Source organism: Nocardioides sp. S5-5 (assembly GCF_054954065.1).
In genome coordinates, this window is the sequence record NZ_CP199913.1 from 946152 (window position 1) to 970689 (window position 24538).

The window sequence follows — 24538 nt, forward strand, 5'->3', positions numbered from 1 at the left end:
CATGGAGGGGAACGAGGAGGCCGACGTCCTCGACGTGGTGATCGTCGGCTCCGGGCCCGCCGGCTACACCGCGGCGATCTACGCCGCCCGCGCTCAGCTCCGCCCCGTCGTCATCGAGGGATCGGTCTCCGCCGGCGGCGCCCTGATGAGCACCACCGAGGTGGAGAACTTCCCCGGGTTCCCGCAGGGCGTCCTCGGGCCGGACCTGATGGCGAGCATGCGCGAGCAGGCCGAGCGGTTCGGTGCCCGGCTGGTCCCCGACGACGCCACGGCGCTGGAGCTCGGTGGTGCCGTCAAGCGGATCCGGACGGCGGAGGGTGGCACCTACCTCACGCGCAGCGTCGTCCTCGCGATGGGCTCGGCCTATCGCCGCCTCGGCCTGGAGGAGGAGGGGCGCCTCTCGGGGCACGGCGTCAGCTGGTGCGCCACGTGCGACGGCTTCTTCTTCCGGGGCAAGGACGTGGTCGTCGTCGGAGGCGGGGACACGGCGGTCGAGGAGGCCACCTTCCTCACCCGGTTCGCCCGTCGGGTCCACCTCGTGCACCGGCGAGGCGAGCTTCGTGCATCGAAGGCCATGCAGGCTCGCGCGTTCGACAACGACCGGATCACCTTCGAGTGGAACGCCGAGGTGACCGGCATCAGCGGCACGGACCACGTGACGGGAGTCGAGCTGACCGACGTACGCACCGGGACCCGGCGAGACCTGGCGACCGACGGTGTCTTCGTCGCCATCGGGCACGAGCCGCGCTCGGAGCTCGTGCGCGGTCAGCTCGACCTCGACGAGGCCGGATACGTCCTCGTGACAGACGGAACCGGCACGGGTTTCTCCGGGGTCTTCGCTTGCGGTGACCTCGTGGACTCCCGGTACCGGCAGGCGATCACCGCGGCCGGGAGCGGCTGCGCCGCCGCGCTCGACGTCGAGCACTTCCTGGCTGCTTCATCACTCCCCGCGCTCACGGCGAGCTGACGTGCGCCACCAGCCCGTGACGGCCGCTTCGAGCGTGCTCGTCGGCTTCGCCGGCCCGCACGGATACACGCTGGCTGTCTGGTTCACCACGACCCAGGCGGCCCAGACCCATGGTCTGCCCGACCTGACGCGCTCCTTCGCCTTCGTCGGCGGCTGCCTGGCGGCCGTGCTGGTCGCCGGACTCGTAGCGACCGGATCCGGTCTCGGCGGCCGTCCGGCGCAGGTGCAGCCGCCCTGGAACCCTGCCGCGCACCTCGCGTTGGTGAGCGGGAGCTCGCTCGTCGGCTGGGCCGTCGGACAGGCGGGGAGCGGTGCCGTCGTCTGGCTGGCGATGGGCACGGCCGTCACTGCCACCTATCTCTCCGTGCTGATCCTGCGCGCGAGCCGTCACGTGCCCGACCCCGCGGCCGCGACCCATGAAATCCAGTGAGGAACAGACCATGACCACCACCGAAGAACTGACGCGCGCCCTCATCCGGACGGCCAACATCGAGGTCATCCCCCTCAAGGGCGCGGACCGGGCGGTCACCGTGCTCCCGCGGACGACGACCGTGACCATCACCTGCTCGCCGAAGTTCGGCCTCGAGCGCACCCTCGACCACGTCGCCAGCGCTCGCGAGGCCGGCTTCCAGGTCGTGCCGCACCTCGCCGCCCGGCAGGTGCGCGATGTCGCGGAGCTCAGCGCGCTCGTCGGACGGCTGGCAGCGATGGGGATCGCCGACCTGTACGTCGTCGGTGGGGATGCCGCCGAGCCGGCCGGCGAGTTCGACTCGGCCGGGCAGCTCCTCCAGGCGCTGGCCGGCCTTGCCCACCCGTTCGAGCGCATCGGCGTGGCCTGCTACCCCGAAGGGCATCCGAGCATCAGCGACGAGGCGCTCGCGGGCGCGTTGCTGGCGAAGCAGGACCTCGCGACCTACATGGTCAGCCAGCTGTGCTTCGACCCCTCCGTCCTGGGCGCCTGGCTGGGGCGGGTCCGGCAGACCGGAGTGCGGCTCCCGCTGCGGGTCGGCCTGGCCGCACCACTGAACGCGCGCAAGCTCTTCGAGCTCTCGCTCAAGATCGGCGTCGGCTCGTCGGTGCGGTTCCTCAGCAAGCAGCACGGACTGATGAACAACCTGGTGATCGGCCGCGACTACCAGCCGGAGACCCTCCTCGCCGAGCTCGGGGGTGACGCCTCCTTCGCCGACCAGGGGATCGAAGGGGTCCACCTCTTCTCCTTCAACCAGATCGAGCGAACCCTCGACTGGCAGCGGCGGCAGGGTGCGCCGGTTCCCGCCTGACCAACCCAACCACACACAACCATGACAGGAAGTACGACGATGACCACCGAATCGCTCGAGGACAAGCTGGCCCGTTCGGGTGACGCAGTCCGGATGCTCCGCGCCAACAAGGGGGGCTCCTATCCCTTCCCGGTGCCGCGGGAGCACACGAACTGGCGCGACGAGCAGGAGGCGTGGCGAACCTCTGCCACCCTGTTCGACCAGTCCCACCACATGACGGACATCTACTTCAAGGGTCCCGACATCCATCGGCTGCTCGCCGACTTCGGCGTCAACAGCTTCGCGAAGTTCGGGCGCAACAAGGGCAAGCAGTTCGTGGCCGTCAACGAGGACGGCGGCTTCATCGGTGACGCGATCCTCTTCGGCTTGGAGGACGACGAGTTCAGCCTGGTCGGCACGCCGACCCTGCCCAACTGGATCGCCTACAACGCCGAGGTCGGTGGCTACGACGTGGAGGTGCGCCGTGACGAGCGGTCGTCGACCGTCGAGCAGGAGGGGCGCTCCACCTACCGCTACCAGATCCAGGGCCCGCTCGCGCTCAAGATCATCGAGAAGGCCAGCGGTGGCACGCTTCCGGACATCCGCTTCTTCAACATCGGCGAGTTCACGATCGCCGGAACCCCGGTTCGCGCGCTCAACCACACGATGACGGGCGTTCCCGGTGAGGAGTTCACCGGCCTGGAGATGTGGGGGCCTGTCGAGCACGGGGAGCGGGTCCTCGAGGCGATCGTCGAGGCGGGCGAGGAGTTCGGCATGCGCAGGGGCGGGGCGCTCTCGTACGCGAGCACCACATTGGAGTCCGGCTGGATCGGCCTGCCGGTGCCCGCGATCTACACCGCACCGTCGCTGAAGTCCTACCGCGAGCACCTTCCGGCCACGGGCTACGAGGCGGCGTCGACCCTCGGCGGCAGCTACTTCTCCTCCGACATCGAGGACTACTACCTGTCCCCGTGGGATCTGGGGTACGGCCGCCTGATCCACTGGGACCACGACTTCGTCGGGCGCGACGCCCTGCTCCGCCAGAAGGACGAGCCGCACCGCGTCAAGGTGGGACTCTCCTGGAACCGGGAGGACGTCAGCGAGGCGGCGCTGGCAGCGCTGTTCGCCGAGGACGGCAACCGCACGCGCTACTTCGAGCTGCCCAGCATCCCGTTCTCGACCTTCCAGTACGACAGCGTGCGTGTGGGTGATGACGTCGTCGGCCTGTCGACGCGCGCCGGCTACAACACCAACGTCCGGAACTTCGCGTCGCTTGCGATGCTCGACGAGCGGGTGGCGCGCGAAGGCGCCGAGGTCGTCGTGACCTGGGGCGAGCACGACGGTGGGGCCACCAAGCCCTACCTGGAGACTCACGTGCCCAAGCAGATCCGAGCGACGGTCACGCGGCTGTTCTGAGGCGGGGCAGGCAGCAGGACGAGGAGTGAGGACGATGACAGCAACAGTGATCGACGGACGCAAGGCAGCGGTCGAGCTCGCGCGCGTGGTGGGGGCCGAGGCCGCCGACCTCGAAGCGGAGGGCGTGCGGTGCGGCCTGGCGACCCTCCGGGTCGGCGACGACTTCGCGTCGGTGATGTACGAGAGGCGGCTCGGACGAGTCGGGAGTGCCCTGGGCGTGCCCGTGCATCCCGTTCGGCTGCCCGGCACGGCGTCCCAGGCCGAGATCGGCGACGCCGTCCGTGCCCTCAACGATTCCGACGACGTCACGGGGATCCTCGTCCTGCGGCCGCTGCCTCCCACCGTGTCGGAGGCCGCCGTCTTCGAGGAGCTGGCGCCGGGCAAGGACGTCGAGGCCGTCCACCCGGAGAACGCGGGTCTGTTGGCGCTGGGGACGCCACGGTTCGTGCCCTCGACGGCGGCATCGGTCTTCTACCTCCTCGACAGCTGGCTCGACGAGGTGGGCGAGGACAGGTCGGCGTTCTACCGCAGGACGTTGATCACCGTGGTGGGCCGGTCGAACAACGTCGGCAAGCCCGCGCTCGCCCTGGCCGTGGCGCGCGAGGCTGCTGTGCAGTCGGTCGATGTCTGGGCGAGCCGCTCGGGGATGTTGGGCTGGTTCACCCGGCGCTCGGGGGTCGTCATCGTCGCCGCTGGCCAGCCGGGACTGGTCAAGGCAGAGCATGTCAACGACGACGCCATCGTGATCGACGTCGGGATCAACCCGATGGAGGACGAGGACGGTGCGGTGCGCGTGGTCGGCGACGTCGAGTACGAGAGCGTGGTGAACAGGGCCCGGGCCGTGACGCCCGTACCGGGCGGTGTCGGTCCGATCACCGACCTGTGGCTGATCCGCAACACCCTGGCGGCCGCTCGGCAGTCGGCCGCGGACCGCGCGTCGAGCAGGGGAGGGCAGGTCGCATGAGTGAGGACCAGCCGGACGACCTCGTCCTGACCCTGTCGTGCGCGGACCGCCCCGGCATCGTCCACGCGGTGTCCGGGTTCTTGATGGACCACCGGTTCAACATCGTCGAGTCGCGCCAGTTCGAGGACCGGTCCACGGGCCGCTTCTTCATGAGGGTCCAGTGCGCTCCTGTCGACCTCGACCCGGGGCCCGCGCCGCTGCGAGCAGCCTTCGCGGAGGTGGCGCAGCGGTTCGGGATGACGTGGCGGATGACGCGCGTCGCCGACCGTCCGAAGGTGCTGATCATGGTCAGCAAGACCGCGCACTGCCTCAACGACCTCCTCTTCCGTGCTCACTCCGGCGAGCTGCCGATCGAGGTCGTCGGGGTCGTCTCCAACCACCCGGACCTCGGCCGGTACGCCGACCAGTTCGGCGTGCCCTTCCGACACATTCCCGTGACGTCGTCCACCAGGCACGAGGCCGAGTCCGAGCTGTTGAGGATGGTTCGCGAGCTGGGAGCCGATCTCGTCGTCCTCGCCCGCTACATGCAGATCCTCAGCGCCGATCTCTGCAAGGAGCTCGAGGGCAGGGCGATCAACATCCACCACTCGATGCTGCCGAGCTTCAAGGGCGCTCGTCCGTACCACCAGGCGCACGAGCGGGGAGTGAAGCTCATCGGCGCGACGGCTCACTACGTGACCTCGGACCTGGACGAGGGCCCGATCATCGAGCAGGAGGTCACCCGGGTCGACCACTCGATGAGCGCCGCCGAGGTGACTCGCCTCGGCAAGGACAACGAGTGCCGGGCGCTGGCCCGGGCGGTGCGCCACCACGCAGAGAACCGGGTGTTGCTCGACGGCCACCGCACCGTCGTCCTCGCCTGACGGCCGGCTGGGCCGGCGGCCCGTCACTGAAGGCCGAGCGCCGACCGGAGGCGCTCGGCCTTCAGGCGTGCCTCCGCCCACTCCTCCTCGAGCTGGGACTGGACGGTGATTCCGCCGCCGGTCCCGGCCTCGTAGCGCCAGGCCCCTTCACCGGTGGCGCGGGTTGCCGTCAGCGTGCGGATGACGACGGACAGGTCCGCGTCGCCCGCGGGCGTGATCCAGCCGAGCGCGCCCGCGTACACACTGCGCGGCGTGCTCTCGACCTCGGCGATGATCGACATCGTCCGCTCCTTGGGCGCGCCGGTCATCGAGCCCGCGGGGAACATCCGGCGGATGGCCTCGCAGGCGCTGACCCCGTCGGAGAGGACGCCGGTGACCGTCGACACCAGCTGGTGGACGGTCGCGTAGGACTCGACTCCCATGAGGACCGGGACCGTGACCGTGCCCGGTTCGCACATCATCGACAGGTCGTTGCGGAGCAGGTCGACGATCATGAGGTTCTCGGCGCGGAACTTCTCGGCCGAGGCCAGGTGCCGGGCCGAGGCCGCGTCCTCGACCGGGTCGGACGAGCGGGGCGTGGTGCCCTTGATCGGACGCGTCTCGATCCGGCGGCCGGTGATGCGGGCGAAGCGCTCGGGACTGCTCGACAGCACCGCGATGTCGTCGTGTCGCAGGTAGGCGGCGTAGGGAGCCGGGTTGACCTCCCGCAGGCGCCGGTACACGTCCGCCGGATCGGCGGGCGAGTCCTCCCGGAGGCGATAGGTGAGGTTGACCTCGTAGGAGTCGCCGGCATGGAGGCGCTCCTGCACGGCGTCGAACGCGCGTCGATAGGACTCCGGTGGTACTGGATCGGTGGTGCTCGTGGACCGCACGGGCGCTGCGGTCCGAGGCGTGCGGTGATGCACGACCGTCGGGTCGACCGCCCGCATCCACACGGCGTCCGGTGCCCGGGCCGTGTCCGGCTCGGGTCTCAGGACCGGGAGGTCGGTGCGCGCCCCGTAGCCGAAGTATCCGATCCAGACCACATCGCAACGCCCGCGGTCGCGCTCGATGGCGGACTCCAGGGTTGCGAAGACGTCGGTGCCGATCGGCCGGCGACGGCCGGCCCGATGCTCCCACACGACTCGTGCCGCCGCATCGTAGGTCAGGGAGATGTCGTCGTCGGAGAGGGCGGCGAACAGGGACGACCGCTCGGACCACGGTGCGAACGCGCTCGCGTCGATCCAGGCGACTCTGCTCGCACCGCGGTGGGCGTCGAGCAGGCCGGAGAGGTCGTCCCGCGTGCCTGGGGCGCTGTCAGTGCGCGACATCGACCAGGCGGTCGATGACGGCGGCCGCATCGACCGACGCACGCACAGCGTGGACACGTACGGCCCAGACGCCGTGGAGGGCGGCCCACGCGGTGGTGGCCACGGTGGCCGCGTCGCGGTGGGCGGTGTCGCGCATGGTCAGGGCGCCGTCGCCCGGGAGGCTGGCCAGGAATCGCTTGCGGCTGGCGCCCACCATCACCCGGGGCCCGAGGTCGACGATCCGCGAGATGGCCGCGAGCAAGGTCCAGTTGTGATCGGCGTCCTTCGCGAAGCCCAGGCCCGGGTCGATGACGATCCGGTTCTTGTCGACCCCGGCCGCGCAGGCGAGGTCGATCTGTCGCCGCAGCTCGTCGACGACCTCGGCGACGACGTCGACGTAGCGGGCATGGCGGTCCATCACCGCCGCGGGTGCACGCCAGTGGCCGAGGACGTAGTCGACCGCGGGCAGACCGGCGAGGGTGCTGTGCATGTCCGGATCCGCGCGACCGCCGCTCACGTCGTTGACCATCACGGCCCCGGCCTCGACCGCGGCCGCGGCGACCGAGGCGCGCGTGGTGTCGACGCTGACGCTGACGCCGGCGCCGGCGAGCGCCGCGATCACCGGAAGCACGCGAGCGGCCTCGAGGGCCTCGGGGACCCGGCCGGCCCCGGGGCTGGTGGACTCGCCACCCACGTCGACGATGTCCGCGCCGGCCTCCCGCATGGCGAGTCCGGCGATGAACGCCGACTCAGGGTCGGCGTGCCGACCACCGTCGGAGAACGAGTCGGGGGTGACATTGAGGACTCCCATCACCCGGGGCCGCATCACGGGGTTCCAGCGCGCGAGTGGGGGCCGAGGCGGTCGCAGATCGCCGCGCCCGCACCTCCGCCCGGACTCGGCGCACGGTCGGCCACGAGGTCGAGGAACTCCTCGATCGTCAGGTCCGACCACGCTCGTCGCGAGAGCGCGTCCTCGATCATGACAGCGCGAGCTCAGTGGTGATGTCGATCGCGGAGCCGATCGAGCGGGCGACCGGACAGTGGTCCTGATGCCGACCGTGGGCACGCTCGACGTCTGAGTGGTGGACCGCCTCGTCCAGCCGAAGGCGGTAGGTCAGATGGATCGATGCGATCCGGAGCACCCCGCGCTCCTTGACGATGCGTCCTTGTGCCTGTGTGGTGAGTCGGTCCTCGTCCGTGGACTGACCGAGCGCCTGGAGCATGCCTGAGAACGTTCCGGTCAGGCAGCCGGCGGTCGCCCCGATGACGTAGTCGAGGGTCGTGGCATGCGGTACGAGGTCTTCCGGAGGGACGCGGTAGTGACGGGCGATCTCGTCGCGCACCCCCATCGTCACCTCTCCGTCGACCGGCAGATCTATCAGCTTCGTTCGCCCTGGTGCGGGGCGGACGGTGATCTCCACGACCTGGACGAGTTCGGTGTCGGGTGTTGCCATGGTTCCTCCTCCGTTCGATTATCGATTCTAGATGCCGACTATCGGAGATGCAACGATGTCGTGCCCTGACTGTCGGCCGGGGTTGGTGGCGTGTGGCTCGGACTGGTAGAAGAGACCGCGGGTGGCGAGGAGGAGGCCGAGATGACAGAGACCCAGAAGGCGTCGAGCGAGATCGCTCAGACGCTCGACCGTGGCCTGCGGGTGCTGGAGCTCCTCGGTACCTCCGCCGACGGCTTCACGGCCACCGAGGTCGCCCAGCAGGTCGGCATGCATCGATCGATCGTGGCCAGGCTGCTGGGGACGCTGGCGCACCGCAACTTCGTGACCCGTCTGTCCGACGGGCGCTACGTGGTGGGCAGTGGCATCTTCACGCTGGCGCGCATGGTCTCCAGGGACCTGGTCTCGCTGGCGACGCCGATGCTGCGCGACGCGACGGAGCGAGTGGTCGCCACCTCGGTCCTGCATGTGGCAGACGGCGAGGAGGCGGTGACGATCCTGTCGATCGAGCCCCCTGCTGCCAGCTTCCGCGTGGGGATGCGCGTCGGTGCTCGGGTGCCCCTGAGTCTGGCGGCGAACGGCATCGCCATCCTCGCCGGACGGGAGTCGATGCCCGGCGAGCGGCCCGAGGTCGCGGAGGCGCGTGAGCGCGGCTACGCGATGACCACGGGGGAGATCGTCCCCGGCTACACCGGCATCGCGGCGCCGGTGTACATCTCGGACCGAGCGACCGCGAGTGTCGGCCTGGTCATCCCTGAGGCCCGGATCGACGAGGCGCCCGCCCTGGCCGGCGAGGTCATGGCGCTGGCCCGCGCGCTGTCGCTCGCCTCCGGCTGATCCTCGCGTTCCCAGGCCCGGTCGCTCGCGTGCGGGGGGCCGGTCTCGTCGACCCCTGATCGGGCTCGGCTCGTCGCCCGTGGGGATTGCGCGGTTCGTGCGCTTTCCGGCTTTTCGCCGTGCTGTCGTGCCTGCTCCTGTGGTGACGGAGGGCGCGAAGGGTGCTGGCGAATGACGGCCAGGAACCTCTTGACAGGCCTGTGACCCGGCTGACATTCTCCGTTTATCGAACATGAACCTCGGTTATCGGTGAAAGGTCGTATCACGTGAACACGGAGTTGCGGAGTCTGAACGAGCGTCTGGCCCAGTTCGCCGCATCGGTCAATCGGCCCGAAGAGGCGAAGGCGGCGATCAATGCCGCGTTCGCGGAGGTCGAGGAGAAGGGCCTCGTCCCGGGCCTGGCTGTCGGCGATGCGGTACCGGACTTCGAGCTGCCCGACGCGAGGGGCGGCATGGTCCGGCTCTCCGACCGACTCGCCGCCGGCCCGGTCGTCCTCACCTTCTACCGCGGTTCCTGGTGTCCGTACTGCAACCTCGAGCTGCGGGCGTACCAGGCCATGCTCGACGACTTCAGGGCCGAGGGCGCCTCCCTCATCGCGGTCAGCCCGCAGGAGCCGGACGACGCCTTGAGCATGACCGAGAAGAACTCCCTCGACTTCGACGTGCTCTCCGACGTGGAGCAGGACGTCCTGGCCGCCTACCGGATCCGGTTCGACCTGCCGGAGGGCATCACCGAGCACATGCTCGACTCCACGCTGGCCGCGCTGGCGAAGCAGCAGCCGGCGGGCAACTACAGCCTTCCTGTGCCCGCGACGTTCGTCATCGATCCCCGAGGGATCGTGCGAGCCCGTCATGTGTCCATGGCCTACCGCACCCGGATGGAGCCCTCCGAGGCGCTTGCGGTGGTGCGGGAGATCAACGCTTCTCGGTGACCGAGCCCGACCGTCATTCACCAGCCCAGACAAAGGACGATCCAGTGAAACCAGCCAACAACATCCCGCGGAAGAGGCCCGTCTCGGGCCGGCTCGCGCTGAGCATCCTGGTCACGGTCGGTGTGCTGGCGACGACCGCGGCGTGCGCGACGAAGGACGGCGCTCAGGAGGCGACGGTCGGCGTGAGCGACGACGTGATCCGCCTGGGGGTCCTCAGCGACCTGACCGGGCCGTTCAAGGCGCCGGCCGAGCAGCAGAACCTGGGGATCAAGCTCTACTGGGACCAGCAGAACGCGGACGGCGGCGTCTGCGGGCGCCAGGTGGAGCTGGTGACCCGGGACCACGGCTATGACCCGCAGCGGGCGATCGCCCTCGCCGGTGAGCTGAACGACAGCGTTCTGGCCTACCAGATCAGCGTCGGGTCGCCCACGTCCATGGCGATCCGGCCCGAGCTGGAGGAGAAGGAGATCATGGCGATCGCGATGAGCTGGTCGCCCGATCTCGGTGAGTCGCCGTCGCTCGTCGTCCCGGGAACGTACTTCGGCGCCGAGATGGTCGACGCGCTCGACTATCTGATGGAGTCCGGCCAGGTGGAGCCCGGGGACACCGTCGGGCACATCTACTTCCAGGGGGACTTCGGAGAGCCGGCCCTCGAGGGACTCACCTACGCCGGCGAGCACAACGACGTGGCAGTCGCCGCCGTGCAGATCGACCCCTCCATCACCGATCTCACCGCTCAGGTCGCCGAGCTGCGGAAGAAGGGCGTCTCGGCCATCTTCCTCAACGCGGCGCCGCCGCAGCTCGCGTCGGTCGCCGGCCTGAGCGAGGCGCAGGGGCTCGACGTGCCGATCGTGGCGTCGATGGGTGGCTACGCCCCGCAGCTGCTGGACACCAACATCGCGGCCACGCTCGAGGACCGGGTCCTCGTGGTCGGCAGCGTGACGGCCTATGGCGGCGACGAGCCCGCCGCTGTCGCGGTCCGGGAGCTGTACGCCGAATCCGGGGCCGAGGTTCCGCCGAGCCAGATGGTGGTGCTCGGCTATGCGATCTCCTCGGTGATGGACGCAGCCATGGAGAAGGCCTGCGACGGCTCCGACCTGACCCGCGCGTCGCTGTGGGAGGTGTTCCACGGCGACTTCAAGATCGACACCCAGGGCGCGACCGTGCCGCTCGACTACTCCTCGCCCGGCGTCAGTCCGTCGAGCCAGGTGATCGTGCTGCGGCCGACGGCGAGCGTGCCCGGTGGCCTGGAGGTCGTGGCGAAGGACTACGCCGGTCCCACGGTGGCGAAGTTCCTCGGTCGATGACGGGGGACGCCTCGTCGCCGGACGCTGCGGCGGTCCTGGCGGCTTCGGGTCTCACGGTGCAGTACGGGTCGTCGACAGTTGCCGTCCGGGGCCTGGACCTCGAGGTTCGGGTGGGGGAGGTGGTGGCGATCCTGGGCAGCAACGGCGCAGGAAAGACGTCGCTGCTCCGGGCGTTCTCCGGGGCACTTGGGCATCACGGAGGTCGAATCGTCTCTGGGGCGATCCGGCACCGAGGGGTGGATATCACCACTCGGTCCGCGGACCAGCGGGTCCGGCGCGGCATCGTCCAGGTCCCCGAGGGGCGCCAGATCTTCGGCACCTTGACGGTGGAGGAGAACCTCCGGATGGGGGCCTACTGCAAGCGCCTCCCGCGTGCCGTGATGCAGGAGCGGCTCGCCGGAGCGTTCGACACCTTCCGCATCCTCGGAGACCGTCGCCGGCAGCCGGCCGGTCTGCTGTCCGGTGGAGAGCAGCAGATGTTGGCGATCGCGCGAGGGATGATGTCGAACCCGGACGTGCTCCTCCTCGACGAGCCGTCACTCGGACTGGCTCCACGGATCGTCGACCAGGTCAGCAGCATCCTGCGGGCGATCAACGTCGCCGGAACGTCGATGCTCGTCGTCGAGCAGAACGCGCACGTCGCGTTGGAGCTCGCCGACCGTGCCTACGTGCTGGCGGTGGGCGAGTCGGTCCTCGACGGCACCGCCGACGAGCTGAAGGCGAGCCCGGAGATCCAGGCCGCCTACCTGGGAGGAGAGATCGATGCCGAAGCCCGCGCTTGAACCCCCGGTGCTGCCGGCCGAGCTCGACGTCCGGGACGTGACGTTGCGCTTCACCGGCGTGACCGCCTTGAGCAAGGTGACGTTCTCGGTGGCCGGTGGCTCGGTCCACGCGCTGATCGGCCCCAACGGGGCGGGGAAGTCGTCTCTGCTGAACGTGCTCAGCGGTCTCTACGCGCCGCAGGAGGGCTCGGTGCGACTCGACGGGCGCGAGCTCGTCGGCACGGCTCCGCACAAGATCGCCTCCCTGAGCGTCGGGCGAGCGTTCCAGAACGCGTCGATGTTCGACGACCTCACGGTCGAGGAGCATCTGATGATCGGGCATCACCGCCACGGGCGGTCGGGTGCGGTGGCTGCGGCGCTCGGATTGTCGCGCGCTCGCCGTGACGAGGGAGAGGCGCGCCGGGCGGCCGCCGAGGTCGCCGAGTACCTGGGCCTGGACGGCCACCTGCACGAGGAGGCGGCCGCTCTCCCCTACGGGATCCAGAAGCGGGTCGACCTCGGTCGGGCTCTCGCGATGAGGCCTCGGCTGCTCCTGCTCGACGAGCCCGCGGCCGGCCTGCACACCCACGAGAAGGCGGAGCTGACCCAGCTCGTCCTGCGTCTCGCCGCCGAGCGCTCGCTGACAGTGGTGTTGGTGGAGCACGACATGAGACTCGTGATGGCGGTCGCCGACGCCATCACGGTCCTCGACTTCGGAACGGTCGTCACGACCGGACCGCCCGAACAGATCTCCGTGGACGAGCGCGTCATCGCGGCGTACCTGGGGACGGAGAAGGAATCAGCATGACCCACTTGCTCACGGTGCTCGTGACGGGCGTGTCGGTCGGATCGCTCTACGCCCTGGTCGCACTCGGCATCGTCATCGTCTACAAGTCGTCGGCGGTGGTGAACCTCGCGCAGCCGTCCCTGCTGATGCTCGGGACCTTCGTCGTCGCGAGCGCGGCCACGGTCCACGACCTGCCCTTCTGGCTCGCCCTGTTGGTCGGGCTGGTGTTCACCGTCCTCCTGTCGGTGCTGATCGAGAAGGTCCTGGTGCGCCGGTTCACCCGGCACAACGCGGTCGTCGCGGCCAGCGTGATGACACTCGGCCTCGACTTCGTCCTGGTCACCGAGGTCGACCGCCGGATCGGCGCACGGATCATCCCAGCGGGTGACCCGTGGGGCTCCGAGACCGTCTCGTTCCTCGGTGTCACCGTTCCCGCGATCAGGATCGCGGCACTGCTGGTCAGCCTGGCCTTCCTCGCAGCCTTCCACCTGTGGCTCCAGCGCAGTGACTTCGGCATCGCGATGCGGGCGACGGCGGAGCGGCCGGACACGGCTGCCCTGATGGGCGTTCGCCTCGGGGGCGTCGCGGCGGTGGCCTGGGGTGTCTCGGGTGCGCTGGCCGTCGTCGCTGGTGTCTTCCTCGTCGGTTTTCCGAGCCCGGGGCTCGACACGAGCCTGGGAGACGTGGCCCTTCGGGCACTTCCCGCAGCCATCATCGGTGGGCTCGACTCGACCACCGGCGCGGTCGTCGGGGGGTTGCTCGTCGGTCTCTCGGAGGCACTCGTGCTCGGCTACCACACGGACTTGGCGTTCCTCGGCCAGGGCCTCGAGGTCGTGGCGCCGTACGTCGTCATGCTGGCGATCCTCGTCTGGCGCCCGGCCGGACTCTTCGGAACCCAGGAGGCGCGTCGTGTCTGAGGGCGGTGGACGGATGACGACAGCGGTCGTGCAGCCCGGGTCGTCCGGTGGTGCGGACCAGCGCCGCGACACTGCGGAGCGGCCACCCCACCCGGGGGAGCGGGTGGCGGGGGATCGTCGCCTGCGCGGCGGGCGCGTCGCCGTCCTGGCCGGGGTGGTCGTGGCGTTGCTCGTGATGCCGCTCTACGTCGACGCGTTCTGGCTCAACCTGGGTGGCTTCGCCTTCGCCGCCTCGATCGGGGCCATCGGCCTGACGATCCTCTACGGCCGGGTGGGACAGCTGTCCCTCGCCCACTCGTTCTTCCTGGCCGTGGGTGCCTACGGCTACCTGTTCTTCGCCTCGCCCGCGTCGGACGGGGCCTGGGGCCTGGGCCTGCCGCCGGTCGTCGCGGTCGCTGCGGCAGTGGCGCTCTCGGCCGCGGTCGGCCTCGCCTTCAGCCCGTTGTCGCGCCGCCTGAAGGGGATCAGCATCGGCGTCGCGACGTTGGCGTTGATCTTCATCGGGGAGCATGTGCTCTACGCCCTCCCGCAGATCAGCGGAGGCTTCAACGGCCGCAGCGTGCCGGACCTCACCGTCGGCGGCTTCGCCCTGATCGGCGACGAGCCCGAGATCACCATCCTGGGCGTGGCGTTCGGTCGTCCGGAGCGGCTCTGGGTCGTCGCGGGCCTCACGCTCATGGTGACAGCGGTGCTCGCCTCACGAGTGCTGCGCGGTCGGACCGGCCGTGCGTACATCGCCGTGCGTGACAGTGAGCAGCACGCCGCGGCTCTCGGCATCGACGTCAACCGGACGCGGTCGAGCGGCTTCATGGTGAGCTCGGTGGTCGCCGGCCTCTCCGGAGTGCTCCTGGCCCTGGCATTCCGCCGGATCGTTCCCGAGTATTGGAGCCTGATGCTGTCGCTCCAGTACCTCGCGATGGTGATTCTCGGCGGGCTCGGATCGATCCGCGGGGCGATCGGAGGAGCGACGTTCGTGACCGCGCTGCCGCTGCTGCTGCAGCGGTACGGCGACGCGGTGCCGGGGTTGAGCTCGGAGCCCGGGGCGGCGTTCCCGCCGGCGGTGGTCGCGCAGCTCGTCTTCGGCGCCCTCATCGTGATCGTGCTCGTGATCGATCCGAAGGGGCTGGCCCACCAGATGACGCGCCTGGGTGACTGGTGGAGGAGCCGGCGGGTCGGTGCTCCTCTCTCGAGACGCCGCTGAGTGTGCTTCGACCTGCCCCACGGGGTCACCCGCGAACACGACCCACCGTCCGCCCGGGCGAGGTCGAGCTCAGACCCCGGCGGACCGGCCGTGCCCGCCTGGCGTTGCGCGTCGCCACCAACAGGGCCAGGACCAGGCGATGTGTCTGCTGCTCAGCGCTCACCACCGACGGGGCCGGCGCCGGCGTCCTCAGGCGGGGGCCGTCAGTCCTCGTACCGTGGCGACGGCGTGGTCGATCCACGGCTCGTCGCGATCGACCTCGGGTTGGGCGGTCGAGCGCAGGTACCACCCCTCGGTGACGGCGGTCAGCATGCCGGCGAGTCGGTGGCAGCCGTCAGGGTCGCTGCTCGTGGGCGGAAGGGTGATCCGCAGTTGGTGGCGGGTCAAGAACGCGCGGAGGCGCGGGATGACGAAGTCGTCGAAGTCGTCGTAGACGTTCGACAGCACCTCGCGCACCATCGAGTCTGCCGGCGCAGCAGGGAAGGCGAGGAAGTAGTCCGGCCCCGCAGCGACCGTCTGGATGCGGTCGCCGGCGACCCAGGCGCGCAGGCCGGACTCCCAGTCGGCGTCGGCATCCTCGAGCGCGTCGCTCGGCAGAGCCTCGGGGTGGGCGAACATCTCGCGGAAGACGTCGCGCAGGTAGTCGTCCTTGTCGTGCCAGTCTCGGTAGATCGAGGATGGTGTGAGTGGGGGGTCGGGGGCGTGGCCACGCTCCTGCTCGTAGAGCCGCGTCGCCGCGTCGACGATGTCGCGCAGTTTGACGCCCGCAAGGATCTCGCTCATCGACCGGGGTTGGCCCGAACGCGCAGCAACGGCCGCGACGCCGGCGGCGATCAGGTCGTCGCGGTCGAGGCGGCGCGCGGGGCCTCGCTTGCTGTTGCCAGGTGCCACCGGCTCACCCTATCCCAAATTCAGAAGTCAGATTCTGAGTTTGGTATTGACGCGGGCCTCCTGCTCCCTCATGCTTCTTGCAATTCAAAATGTGAATTTTGTATTGGCCTGGATGGAAGCAGGGTCCGGGCTCTCGGGCTCCGCGATCGAAGGGACGTGATGAGAGTGGCCAAGTCCAACTGCTGCGGCGAGGACGTCGAGCAAGACGACACGGGCAAGATGCGCTGCGAGATGTGCGGCGCGGTGCAGTGAGTGACCCGAAGGACGGCGGATCGAAGAAGCCGGTCGATCCGCTCGTCCACGCGCAGCGGCTGGAGATGCTGAACGCGCAGGGCGCGATCCGGCGCGCTGAGGCCGACGCGGAGCACGGCAAGGCTCTCGCCGCCCAAGCCGTGTCGGCCGTGCGTCTCGCAGAGTTGCAGACGACGGCCGACGATGCGGTTCACCTACGGCGTGAAGCCGAGCGGGCGCGCGTCGATTCTCAGGCGAAGGAGCTCGCGGCGTCGCTGCTCGAAAGCAGCGGCGGCGCCCGCGAGACCCTCGGCGATGTTCTTCTGAACCGCTGGCGAGACCAGCACGACACCAGGTCAGGGGAGTCCCGATGAGTTTGACGCCGTACTCGGGTGACAACGTCCCCGACATCTCCTCGTTCGGCCGCACGACGCGCCGCAAGGCCGGTCGCTCACTGCCCACGGTTGGGCACCGCGCAACGATGCGCCGCGCGGAGCTGGAGGCGCGCGCTCAGAATCAGCGCGACATCGAGGACGCCTACGCCGAGGAAGTGATCAAGGCCGTCCAGCAGCGCGGTCTGAACCAGCGGATCCGTGAGCAGGCGGTGGCCTCGAACGAGCTGCGCTCGCTCAACATGGATCTTCTCGAGGAGGCCCTCGGACGCGCCACGCAGAACCAGGGGCTACGCGAGCTGGCGGAGTACAACGCCAGCCAGCTGCGTCAGCTTCAGGAGGACCTCGACCGCAACGCGCGCCGCCAGTTCTGACCGAGGAGGTGGAGCGGACATGACGGAGCGGGCCGTGCGCCGTGCGGAGCGGGACTCACAAGCCCTGCTGATGCAGCAGCGCCGAGCCGACCGCAGGCGGGCCGAGCAGGCGCGGCGCCTTGCCGCGGCTCGGCTCGCGGCGATGGAGGGCGCGGAGCGCGTCGTCCATGCCGCTCGGGGCGCCGAGGACTCGTCGTGGACGGTCCGATGGCTCAAGCGGCGCTACTTCGACGGGGCTCCGTAGCCGCTTCCTCCCAACGATGTTCAAGGAGACTGCCATGGGGATCAATAGGCCCGGCTCACGTGCCATCAAGACGAGCGCCCGCTCGCGCGGCTATGCGCTCGCCATCACCTCAGCCAGGATGGGCGCCTTCTGGCCGATCGTGCTGTTGGTGGTGATCGTGCTGCCGGCGGGACTGATCTACATCGCGTACATGCATCGGGTCGAGTTCGCCGAGTGGCTCGGCCGGGATGCCCTCGAGACGTACGCTGCGCTGTTCGTGCTCTTCGCGCTGTCGACCGGGATCGCCCACCTCCTCGACCGCCCGATCGCGGTGGTGCGCGCTGCAGGTGCCCCGCTGACCTTCATGGCGATGTACGGGCTGGGGAGCGTCTTCGTGGCGGTGGGAGTGCTCGACCAGAACCTCGATGGCGCCGGGTTCCGCGAGTTGCTCGGCTGGTCCTACGCCTTCGGTCTGGCGCTCTACCTGATGACGTCGATCGTGTGCGGAGTCGTGGGTCCGAAAAGCCTTCCGGTCGAGGAGGTCGTGTTCCTCACGGGTCTCGGCACTGTCCTGGGCTGGGTGGTCGGTGCGGGGCTGTTCATCGACCGCTTCGACGGTCGACCGGTCAGCTTCGAGAGCACCACCGGCGAGTGGTATCTCGCCCCGGCCTGCTCCCTGGCGGTCGCGGTCCTGTGCCTCGCCGTCATGGCAAAGGTGGGTCCGGAAGACTCCTCGCGGTCTTCGTAGGCGACTCGTGGCCCTGATGTCTCGCACGTGTGTTGGTGGCCGCGAGTCCTGTAGGGCCCCTGCTCCCTGCCCGAGGGGAAGAACTCTGGTCGATCTGGCAGCTGCGCGCGCCGCGCGACCCTCGGCTCTCGAGGGTCCCGGAACAGGTCAACGTCGTGGGCAGCGTGGCCGTCGCCGTCGCGCTGGGGGTGGCGTCGACCGTGTCGGTCAGTGCCGCCTTGACGGTCTGGGGGCTGTGGGCCGTCGGGTCCGGGATCGCCCAGCTGGTCGCGGCCGTACGCCACCGCCGATCCGGGGGACAGGTCCCGCAGATGCTCAGTGGCGCGATCTCGGTTCTGGCGGGTGCCGGCTTCCTGGCGCAAGGGCTGAAGGGCGCCGATGACATCGTCGCCGTCGGCGGCTACGTCCTCCTCGGCGGATTCTTCTTCCTGGTCTCGGCTGTCCGGTTGGGCACGTTGCGGCGCCGCTCCGAGTGACGCCGAGACAGGTTTTCCGGGCCGTCACACGTGTGTTGCAGAACCTTCATGACCGAACCGAAGTTCGTGGCGGCAGACAGGTTCCGCGCTCGCCGCTGGTTGGTAGTGTCGACCCCGCAGCGGCTGCAGTTCTCGAAGGTGAACGCCTGCGGAGTCTGTGGCCGACGGCGTTCTGGTTTGTGGTGTCGTCATCACGCATCGGAGCGACGCGTCATCGCAGCCGCTGCGGGCCGTCGAGGTGGCGGCTCTCGCCCCGATACGAGGAGTAACGAGCAACATGGCTCAGGGCACCGTGAAGTGGTTCAGCGCCGAGAAGGGCTTCGGCTTCATCGAGCAGGAGGGTGGCGGCGACGACGTCTTCGTCCACTACTCGGCGATCCAGACCAACGGCTACAAGTCGCTGGAGGACAACCAGAAGGTCGAGTTCGACGTCACCCAGGGTCCCAAGGGCCCGCAGGCGGAGAACGTCCGTCCTCTCTGAGTCACCTCCGAGGAGACCTCGTCCTCCGTGGAGCCCCGCCGGACGGCGGGGCTCCACGAATTTTTCCGGAACTTTTGGGTTTGCCGAGGACTCCTCGGGGGATCATGAGGTCGGAGTACCGCGTTGGCCTGGCTCGAGGGAGGGGAAGCATGGCCGATCAGTTCGACGTGACCCTCGAGGACGGCGACCTCCTCGTGGAGGTCGAGCTGACCACCAACCTGATCATCGCCGCCAGCAACTCCGACGAGCGGCTCTCGGTCGAGGAGATCGACCGGATCCTCGGCGTCTTGAACTGAGTTGGACGGCGCGAGCCGCGCTCGTCAGCAGGTCGCGAACAGCACCGGTCCGTGGCTGAGGTCGGAGAGCACGAAGGTCCCCTCGACGGGCGTCATCGCCATCGTCAGCACCCGACCGGTCGCGACCACCTTGCCCAGCTCGAAGCGCTCGGGGAAGCTGCCACCCTGGCCGGGGGCCGGGCCCGCGGCCAGCCTCGAGCGGCTGTCGGCGTCCTCACGGGCCTGCTCGTCGGTCTCGAACGCCATCGCCACCCGTACGCCGCCGCCGGGCTGCGCCGCGATCGCGAACCCGGTCAGCGGGTGGACGCCGCCGGCCTGGTCGACCAGCTCGCTGGCCCGGGTCCGGTCGGCCGCGTCGGCGTCGGTCATCGCCAGCTCCGCGCAGGCCTGGTCGCCGGTGGCCACCGAGGCGCTCAGCGCGGGGCCGACGGCCTCGACCACGTCGCTGACGCCGTCGTCCTCGTCGCCGCGCGCCAGCTCGGCGCGGCGCGCCAGGAAGCCGGGGTCGTCGCTGCCGACGAGCAGGCGGTGCTCCTCGTCGATCTGGAGGGCGGCGAGCTCGGGGGTCACCGGACCGCCCAGCCCCTCGAGCAGGTCGACGCCGCCGCGCCACACGCCGTCGGCGGCGTCGGGCTCCTCGAAGCCGACGGCGCGCAACCGCTCGCGCAGCCCGGCCACGTCGAAGCCGTCGGGCAGGCCCATCAGTACCAGCGCGCCGTCCCTGCCCTGGGTGAACAGCTCCCAGTCCACGGTGGCGGGGGAGAAGCCGAGCTCGTCCTGGATGGTCGGCGCCGAGGCGTCCAGCGCCGTCGTGGAGGCCAGGTCGCGGTCGAAGGCCCGCCGGAGGAAGTCGTCGACGTCGGCCCCCGGCGAGGACGCCGACACGTCGGCACCGAGCTCGGCACGCACCGCCGCCCAGTCGGTCCAGCTGAACCGGGCCGCGGACTCCGGCGCCAGCGCGAGCGCCGTGGCGAACCGGGAGCGGTCCTCGGAGCGCAGCCGCCAGACCACGACCACGACGGCCGAGCCGACGAGACCCGCGATCAACACAAGGACCAGCCAGCGCCGACGCGTCACGATTGCCTACCCTAGGCCCGTGCCCGACATCCTCGCTGCCGGCGTGGTCGTGTTCCGTCCCGGACGGGAGGTGCTGCTCGTCCACCGCCCGAAGTACGACGACTGGTCCTTCCCCAAGGGCAAGCTCGACCGGGGCGAGCACCCGAGCGCCGCCGCGGTCCGCGAGGTGGCCGAGGAGACCGGCGTCCACGTCCGGCTCGGGCCGCCGCTGCCGTCGCAGCGCTACCCGGTCGCCCGGCGGATGAAGACCGTCCACTACTGGACCGGACGGGTCGTGGGCGACGACGACGTGTCGGCGTACCGGCCCAACGACGAGATCGACGCGGTGGCCTGGGTGCCGGTCGGCGAGGCGCCCGGGCGGCTGAGCTACGAGCACGATCGGGAGACCCTGGCGGCGGCGCTGCGGGTGCGCCGCAAGACACACGCGGTGGTGGTGCTGCGACACGCCCAGGCCCGCTCCCGCCATGCGTGGCGCGGACCGGACGCCGGCCGGACGCTGCTCAAGGTGGGCGAGCTGGAGGCGGATCGCCTGGTCCCGCTGCTCGCGGCCTACGACGTCACCCGGATCACCACCTCGACGAGCACCCGCTGCGTGCAGACCGTGCGCCCGTACGCCGAGACGGCCGGCTACACCCTGGATCTGCGTCCGCGGCTGAGCGAGGAGAACGCCACCCCGCGCGCGGTCGGGAGGATCGTCGAGGAGCTGCTCGCCACCGAGGCCGGGAGCGTGCTGTGTACCCACCGCCCCGTGCTCTGCCAGGTGTACGACGCCCTCGGGATCGATCTCGGCCCCGATGCCGGCCTCGCGCCCGCCGAGCTGCTGGTGCTGCACGTGCGCAAGGGTCGGGTCGTCGCCGTCGAGCGTCACCAGCCCCGTTGAGGGCGGGTCAACGGTCAGGGTGACGCGGGCCACGCAGGGTTCCCGCCTTGACCGCCACTGTTCACCGTTCGTTCAGATCGGCCGGGGAGTTGCGTTACCGACGCTGCCTACCTTCGCAGACGTCCAGTACGCATCGAGGGGCGAGAACACGTGCCCCTCAGCTCCGAGAGGCAGTTCCTTGAACCTCAAGTCCATCCGCAACGCCGCGGTGCCCGGCATCGCTGCTCTGGCCCTGCTCATGAGCGCCTGCGGCGCGTCCAACGAGGACGGCGGCAGTGACAACGGCGGCGACTCCGACAGCAGCCTCAGCGGCAACCTGAAGGGCGGCGGCGCGACGTCGCAGGAGAAGGCCCAGGAGGCGTGGAAGACCGCGTTCCAGGGTCAGAACAGCGGCCTCACCATCGACTACGCCCTGCTCGGCTCGACCGACGGCCGCAGCCAGTTCACCAGTGGCGCGCTGTCCTTCGCCGGCTCCGACTCCTACATCTCCGACGAGGAGCTCGCGACCGCCAAGGAGCGCTGCGGCGGCAACGTCGTCGAGGTCCCGGCGTACATCTCCTCGATCGCCATCGCGTTCAACGTCCCCGACGTCGACACCCTCAACCTCGACGCCGCGACCATCGCGAAGATCTTCGACGGCAAGATCACCAACTGGAGCGACGCGGCGATCGCGGACCAGAACCCCGACGCCAAGCTCCCCGACCTCAAGATCGCGCCCGTCCACCGCGCGGACGACTCGGGCACGACCAAGAACTTCACCGACTACCTCGGCAAGGTCGCGTCGGCCGACTGGACGTACGAGGCGGCCGACGCCTTCCCGGTCTCCGGCGGCCTCTCCGCCGAGGGCACCTCGGGTGTCGTCAAGCAGATCGGCGACACCGACGGCGCGATCGGGTACGCCGACGCCAGCCAGACCGGCGACCTCGACCACATCTCGGTGAAGGTCGGCGAGGAGTACGTCGCCCCGTCGCCCGAGGGTGCCGCCAAGACCGTCGAGGTCTCGCCGACCGTCGAGGGCCGCGACGCCACCGACATCGCCGTCGACGTGGACCGCAACACCACGGAGGCCGGCGCCTACCCGGTCATCCTGCTGTCCTACCTCATCGCCTGCGAGAACTACGAGGACCAGGCCGAGGCCGACAACGTCAAGGGCTACCTGAGCTACATCGTGTCCGACGAGGGCCAGGCCGAGGCGGCCGACTTCGCCGGCTCCGCCAAGCTCGCGCCCGAGACGGCCAGCAAGGCCCAGGAGATCGTGGCGGGCATCTCCGCCAAGTGACCCCACGGGAGGGGGTGAGGACGGCGAGCCCGTGCCTCACCCCCTCCACCTGTGGGGACTCGGGTTCCCACGCCACCCCCGAGCAGCACCCGAGAAGCACCCGAGCATGAGGTGACAGCAGTGACAGCACCCACCGCCGAGGTCGACGCCTCCGCGAACTGGGCGAAGGCCCGGGCCGGCGTCGGCGACAAGATCTTCGCCGGCACCGCCCTCGCAGCCGGGTGTGTGATCCTGGCCGCCCTGGCCGGCGTCTTCATCTTCCTCGCGATCAAGGGCGCGTCCGGCTTCACCAAGCCGGCCGAGGTCTACGGTCCGCACGCCGAGAGCTTCCTGGGGTACGTCGTCCCGCTGCTCGTCGGCACCTTCACGGCCTCGGTCATCGCGCTGATCATCGCCGTGCCGCTGGCCTTCGGGATCGCGCTGGTGATCAGCCACTACGCGCCCAGGTGGGTCGCGGCGCCGGTCGCCTACGTGATCGACCTGCTGGCCGCCGTACCCTCCGTCGTCTACGGCCTGTGGGGTGCCTTCTTCCTCGCGAAGAAGCTGGTGCCGATGCACGTGTGGCTGCACGAGCACATCGGCCCGATCCCGGTCGTCGGCGCCCTGTTCGGCGAGCCCAACCCGGCCGGCCGCTCGGTGCTGACCGCCGGCATCGTGCTCGCGATCATGATCCTCCCGATCATCACCGCCATCAGCCGCGAGGTCTTCTCGCGTACGCCGCGGCTGCACGAGGAGGCCGCCCTGGCCCTCGGCGCCACCCGCTGGGAGATGGTGCGGATGACGGTCTTCCCGTACGCCCGCTCCGGCATGGTCTCGGCCGTGATGCTCGGCCTGGGCCGCGCCCTCGGCGAGACGATGGCGGTCACGATGGTGCTCTCCGTCGGCTTCGACCTGTCCTGGAACATCATCGCCACCTCGAGCCCGACCTCGATCGCGGCCAACATCGCGCTCAAGTACAAGGAGCGCAGCGCCGACCTGCTCAACGTGCTCGTCGCGACCGGTCTGGTGCTCTTCTTGATGACCTTCCTGGTCAACTTCCTCGCCCGCTGGATCGTGGGCCGCAGCGAGCGGCGGATGAGCCGATGAGCGCGAGGAGCCCCCACGGAGGTACGCCGAGCGCCGGCGAGGTGTGCCGGAGTGAGGCACCGCAGCGCTCATCAGAAGGAGGACACCGATGACCACCCTGGAAGAGGTCCAGACCCGGGTCCACGTCCCGCTGGTCCAGCCGCGGCTGCCGCGGCAGGCCGGTGCCGTCGTCGGCGTGATCGCCGTGGCCTTCGGCGCCCTGCTGCTGGTGCTCGGCCTGGGCGTCGTCGGCTCGGTCCTGCTCGGCGCGCTCGCCTTCTTGCTGGTGCTGCCGCTGTGGTCGCTGGTGATCGAGGGGCGCCGCGGCGCCACCGATCGGCTGATGACCGGCCTGATCTGGACGTCGTTCGCCGTGGCCGTCGTCCCGCTGGTCTCGCTGATCTGGCGGGTCATCAGCAAGGGCGCCAGCCGGATCGACGGCACCTTCCTCAGCTACTCCTTCTTCAAGACCCAGATCGACCAGCCGGTCGGCGTCTACCACGCGATCATCGGCACCCTGCTGGTCACGCTCGGCGCCGCGATCATCTCGGTCCCGGTGGGGGTGATGGCGGCGGTCTACCTGGTGGAGTACGGCAAGAAGAACAAGCTGGCCAAGGCGATCACCTTCCTGGTCGACGTGATGACCGGCATCCCCTCGATCGTCGCCGGCCTGTTCGCCTTCGCGCTGTTCACCTTGATCTTCGGACCGGCCTATGTGTCCGGCTTCGGGGGATCGGTCGCGCTGTCCCTGCTGATGATCCCGATCGTGGTCCGGGCCACCGAGGAGATGCTGAGGCTGGTGCCGGACGACCTGCGCGAGGCGTCGTACGCGCTCGGCACGCCGAAGTGGAAGACGATCGTGCGGATCGTGCTCCCCACCGCGATCGGCGGCATCCTCACCGGCATCACGCTCGCCGTCTCCCGCGTCATCGGCGAGACCGCCCCGCTGCTCCTCATCGCCGGAGCCACCGACCGGACCAACATGAACCTGTTCGACGGTGCGATGACGACCCTCCCGGTCCTCATCTACGGGCAGAACCTGCGGGGTGACGCCCCCGCCGAGGCGATCGCCTGGGGGGCCGCCTTCATCCTCATCGTCATCGTGATGGTGCTCAACCTCGCAGCACGCATCGTCGGCAAGATCTTCGCGCCCCGAAACAAGTGACCCGAAGGG

General features: G+C 69.9%; 29 protein-coding genes. 24 read left to right on the plus strand and 5 right to left on the minus strand.

What is annotated here, in order from left to right:
• The first annotated feature begins 1 nt into the window (after window position 1).
• The 6 genes from trxB to purU are packed head-to-tail and all read left to right on the plus strand — an operon-like array spanning window position 2 to window position 5469.
• On the plus strand, window positions 2-967 hold the full coding sequence (gene trxB, locus ACUP6Y_RS04470; RefSeq protein WP_462554432.1) for a thioredoxin-disulfide reductase: 966 nt from the start codon (window positions 2-4) through the stop codon (window positions 965-967).
• A 1-nt stretch (window position 968) separates the two neighbouring features.
• On the plus strand, window positions 969-1397 hold the full coding sequence (locus ACUP6Y_RS04475; RefSeq protein ID WP_462554433.1) for a hypothetical protein: 429 nt from the start codon (window positions 969-971) through the stop codon (window positions 1395-1397).
• 10 nt (window positions 1398-1407) lie between these two features.
• Window positions 1408-2247, plus strand: a complete 840-nt coding sequence (locus ACUP6Y_RS04480) for a methylenetetrahydrofolate reductase (RefSeq protein ID WP_462554434.1) — start codon at window positions 1408-1410, stop codon at window positions 2245-2247.
• A 39-nt stretch (window positions 2248-2286) separates the two neighbouring features.
• The gene (locus ACUP6Y_RS04485) at window positions 2287-3642 is read left to right on the plus strand and encodes a hypothetical protein (RefSeq protein ID WP_462554435.1); all 1356 of its coding nucleotides are present in this window, start codon (window positions 2287-2289) and stop codon (window positions 3640-3642) included.
• 34 nt (window positions 3643-3676) lie between these two features.
• The gene (locus ACUP6Y_RS04490) at window positions 3677-4606 is read left to right on the plus strand and encodes a bifunctional 5,10-methylenetetrahydrofolate dehydrogenase/5,10-methenyltetrahydrofolate cyclohydrolase (RefSeq protein ID WP_462554436.1); all 930 of its coding nucleotides are present in this window, start codon (window positions 3677-3679) and stop codon (window positions 4604-4606) included.
• Complete coding sequence (gene purU / locus ACUP6Y_RS04495) at window positions 4603-5469, plus strand: formyltetrahydrofolate deformylase (protein WP_462554438.1); 867 nt, start codon at window positions 4603-4605, stop codon at window positions 5467-5469. The genes ACUP6Y_RS04490 and purU overlap by 4 nt, the downstream gene beginning before the upstream one ends.
• A gap of 23 nt (window positions 5470-5492) precedes the next feature.
• On the opposite strand, the gene pabB is transcribed toward purU, so the two are convergent.
• From pabB to ACUP6Y_RS04510, 3 genes are all read right to left on the minus strand, one after another.
• Entirely contained in the window at window positions 5493-6779 is a 1287-nt protein-coding gene (pabB, locus tag ACUP6Y_RS04500; protein ID WP_462554439.1) for an aminodeoxychorismate synthase component I, read from the minus strand.
• Window positions 6766-7584 (minus strand): dihydropteroate synthase, encoded by an 819-nt coding sequence (folP, locus tag ACUP6Y_RS04505; protein WP_462554440.1) that lies wholly within the window; start codon window positions 7582-7584, stop codon window positions 6766-6768. Before folP ends, pabB begins: the two co-directional genes overlap by 14 nt.
• Window positions 7585-7735: 151 nt before the next feature.
• Window positions 7736-8212 carry an OsmC family protein gene (locus ACUP6Y_RS04510; RefSeq protein WP_462554441.1) on the minus strand — a complete coding sequence of 159 codons (477 nt, stop codon included), beginning with the start codon at window positions 8210-8212 and terminating at the stop codon, window positions 7736-7738.
• A 141-nt stretch (window positions 8213-8353) separates the two neighbouring features.
• Here ACUP6Y_RS04510 and ACUP6Y_RS04515 point away from each other — a divergent pair, with 141 nt between their 5' ends.
• The 7 genes from ACUP6Y_RS04515 to ACUP6Y_RS04545 all read left to right on the plus strand — a co-directional run bounded on the left by ACUP6Y_RS04515 (window position 8354) and on the right by ACUP6Y_RS04545 (window position 14951).
• Window positions 8354-9046 carry an IclR family transcriptional regulator gene (locus ACUP6Y_RS04515; protein WP_462554442.1) on the plus strand — a complete coding sequence of 231 codons (693 nt, stop codon included), beginning with the start codon at window positions 8354-8356 and terminating at the stop codon, window positions 9044-9046.
• Window positions 9047-9312: 266 nt separating this feature from the next.
• Window positions 9313-9978: a peroxiredoxin-like family protein gene (locus ACUP6Y_RS04520; protein ID WP_462554443.1), complete on the plus strand. Its 666-nt coding sequence runs from the start codon at window positions 9313-9315 to the stop codon at window positions 9976-9978.
• A 44-nt stretch (window positions 9979-10022) separates the two neighbouring features.
• The gene (locus tag ACUP6Y_RS04525) at window positions 10023-11285 is read left to right on the plus strand and encodes an ABC transporter substrate-binding protein (protein ID WP_462554444.1); all 1263 of its coding nucleotides are present in this window, start codon (window positions 10023-10025) and stop codon (window positions 11283-11285) included.
• Window positions 11282-12067, plus strand: a complete 786-nt coding sequence (locus ACUP6Y_RS04530; protein ID WP_462554445.1) for an ABC transporter ATP-binding protein — start codon at window positions 11282-11284, stop codon at window positions 12065-12067. Before ACUP6Y_RS04525 ends, ACUP6Y_RS04530 begins: the two co-directional genes overlap by 4 nt.
• Window positions 12048-12854 (plus strand): ABC transporter ATP-binding protein, encoded by an 807-nt coding sequence (locus ACUP6Y_RS04535; protein ID WP_462554446.1) that lies wholly within the window; start codon window positions 12048-12050, stop codon window positions 12852-12854. Before ACUP6Y_RS04530 ends, ACUP6Y_RS04535 begins: the two co-directional genes overlap by 20 nt.
• Window positions 12851-13750 carry a branched-chain amino acid ABC transporter permease gene (locus tag ACUP6Y_RS04540; RefSeq protein ID WP_462554447.1) on the plus strand — a complete coding sequence of 300 codons (900 nt, stop codon included), beginning with the start codon at window positions 12851-12853 and terminating at the stop codon, window positions 13748-13750. The genes ACUP6Y_RS04535 and ACUP6Y_RS04540 overlap by 4 nt, the downstream gene beginning before the upstream one ends.
• A complete protein-coding gene (locus ACUP6Y_RS04545; RefSeq protein WP_462554448.1) occupies window positions 13743-14951 on the plus strand; it encodes a branched-chain amino acid ABC transporter permease in 1209 nt (402 codons plus the stop codon). Before ACUP6Y_RS04540 ends, ACUP6Y_RS04545 begins: the two co-directional genes overlap by 8 nt.
• Before the next feature lie 189 nt (window positions 14952-15140).
• Here ACUP6Y_RS04545 and ACUP6Y_RS04550 read toward each other — a convergent pair whose 3' ends face one another.
• Entirely contained in the window at window positions 15141-15842 is a 702-nt protein-coding gene (locus ACUP6Y_RS04550; RefSeq protein ID WP_462554449.1) for a hypothetical protein, read from the minus strand.
• 248 nt (window positions 15843-16090) lie between these two features.
• On the opposite strand from ACUP6Y_RS04550, the gene ACUP6Y_RS04555 reads away from it, so the two are divergent.
• The 7 genes from ACUP6Y_RS04555 to ACUP6Y_RS04585 all read left to right on the plus strand — a co-directional run bounded on the left by ACUP6Y_RS04555 (window position 16091) and on the right by ACUP6Y_RS04585 (window position 19063).
• Window positions 16091-16447, plus strand: a complete 357-nt coding sequence (locus ACUP6Y_RS04555; protein WP_462554450.1) for a hypothetical protein — start codon at window positions 16091-16093, stop codon at window positions 16445-16447.
• Window positions 16448-16449: 2 nt separating this feature from the next.
• On the plus strand, window positions 16450-16839 hold the full coding sequence (locus ACUP6Y_RS04560; RefSeq protein ID WP_462554451.1) for a hypothetical protein: 390 nt from the start codon (window positions 16450-16452) through the stop codon (window positions 16837-16839).
• A gap of 19 nt (window positions 16840-16858) precedes the next feature.
• The gene (locus ACUP6Y_RS04565) at window positions 16859-17083 is read left to right on the plus strand and encodes a hypothetical protein (RefSeq protein ID WP_462554452.1); all 225 of its coding nucleotides are present in this window, start codon (window positions 16859-16861) and stop codon (window positions 17081-17083) included.
• Window positions 17084-17117: 34 nt separating this feature from the next.
• Window positions 17118-17810: a hypothetical protein gene (locus ACUP6Y_RS04570; RefSeq protein WP_462554453.1), complete on the plus strand. Its 693-nt coding sequence runs from the start codon at window positions 17118-17120 to the stop codon at window positions 17808-17810.
• A gap of 155 nt (window positions 17811-17965) precedes the next feature.
• Window positions 17966-18286: a DUF308 domain-containing protein gene (locus ACUP6Y_RS04575; protein WP_462554454.1), complete on the plus strand. Its 321-nt coding sequence runs from the start codon at window positions 17966-17968 to the stop codon at window positions 18284-18286.
• 277 nt (window positions 18287-18563) lie between these two features.
• Window positions 18564-18767 carry a cold-shock protein gene (locus tag ACUP6Y_RS04580; protein WP_036550836.1) on the plus strand — a complete coding sequence of 68 codons (204 nt, stop codon included), beginning with the start codon at window positions 18564-18566 and terminating at the stop codon, window positions 18765-18767.
• Between the two features lie 149 nt (window positions 18768-18916).
• Window positions 18917-19063 (plus strand): hypothetical protein, encoded by a 147-nt coding sequence (locus tag ACUP6Y_RS04585; protein WP_462554456.1) that lies wholly within the window; start codon window positions 18917-18919, stop codon window positions 19061-19063.
• A gap of 24 nt (window positions 19064-19087) precedes the next feature.
• Here the strand turns inward: ACUP6Y_RS04585 and ACUP6Y_RS04590 are convergent, their stop codons facing one another.
• On the minus strand, window positions 19088-20140 hold the full coding sequence (locus tag ACUP6Y_RS04590) for a hypothetical protein (protein WP_462554457.1): 1053 nt from the start codon (window positions 20138-20140) through the stop codon (window positions 19088-19090).
• A gap of 19 nt (window positions 20141-20159) precedes the next feature.
• Here ACUP6Y_RS04590 and ACUP6Y_RS04595 point away from each other — a divergent pair, with 19 nt between their 5' ends.
• The 4 genes from ACUP6Y_RS04595 to pstA all read left to right on the plus strand — a co-directional run bounded on the left by ACUP6Y_RS04595 (window position 20160) and on the right by pstA (window position 24529).
• Entirely contained in the window at window positions 20160-21020 is an 861-nt protein-coding gene (locus ACUP6Y_RS04595; RefSeq protein WP_462554458.1) for an NUDIX domain-containing protein, read from the plus strand.
• Window positions 21021-21198: 178 nt separating this feature from the next.
• Window positions 21199-22299, plus strand: a complete 1101-nt coding sequence (locus tag ACUP6Y_RS04600) for a phosphate ABC transporter substrate-binding protein PstS (RefSeq protein WP_462554459.1) — start codon at window positions 21199-21201, stop codon at window positions 22297-22299.
• 120 nt (window positions 22300-22419) lie between these two features.
• Window positions 22420-23385 (plus strand): phosphate ABC transporter permease subunit PstC, encoded by a 966-nt coding sequence (gene pstC / locus ACUP6Y_RS04605; RefSeq protein WP_462554460.1) that lies wholly within the window; start codon window positions 22420-22422, stop codon window positions 23383-23385.
• Between the two features lie 88 nt (window positions 23386-23473).
• Window positions 23474-24529, plus strand: a complete 1056-nt coding sequence (gene pstA / locus ACUP6Y_RS04610; protein WP_462554461.1) for a phosphate ABC transporter permease PstA — start codon at window positions 23474-23476, stop codon at window positions 24527-24529.
• Window positions 24530-24538: the final 9 nt, after the last annotated feature.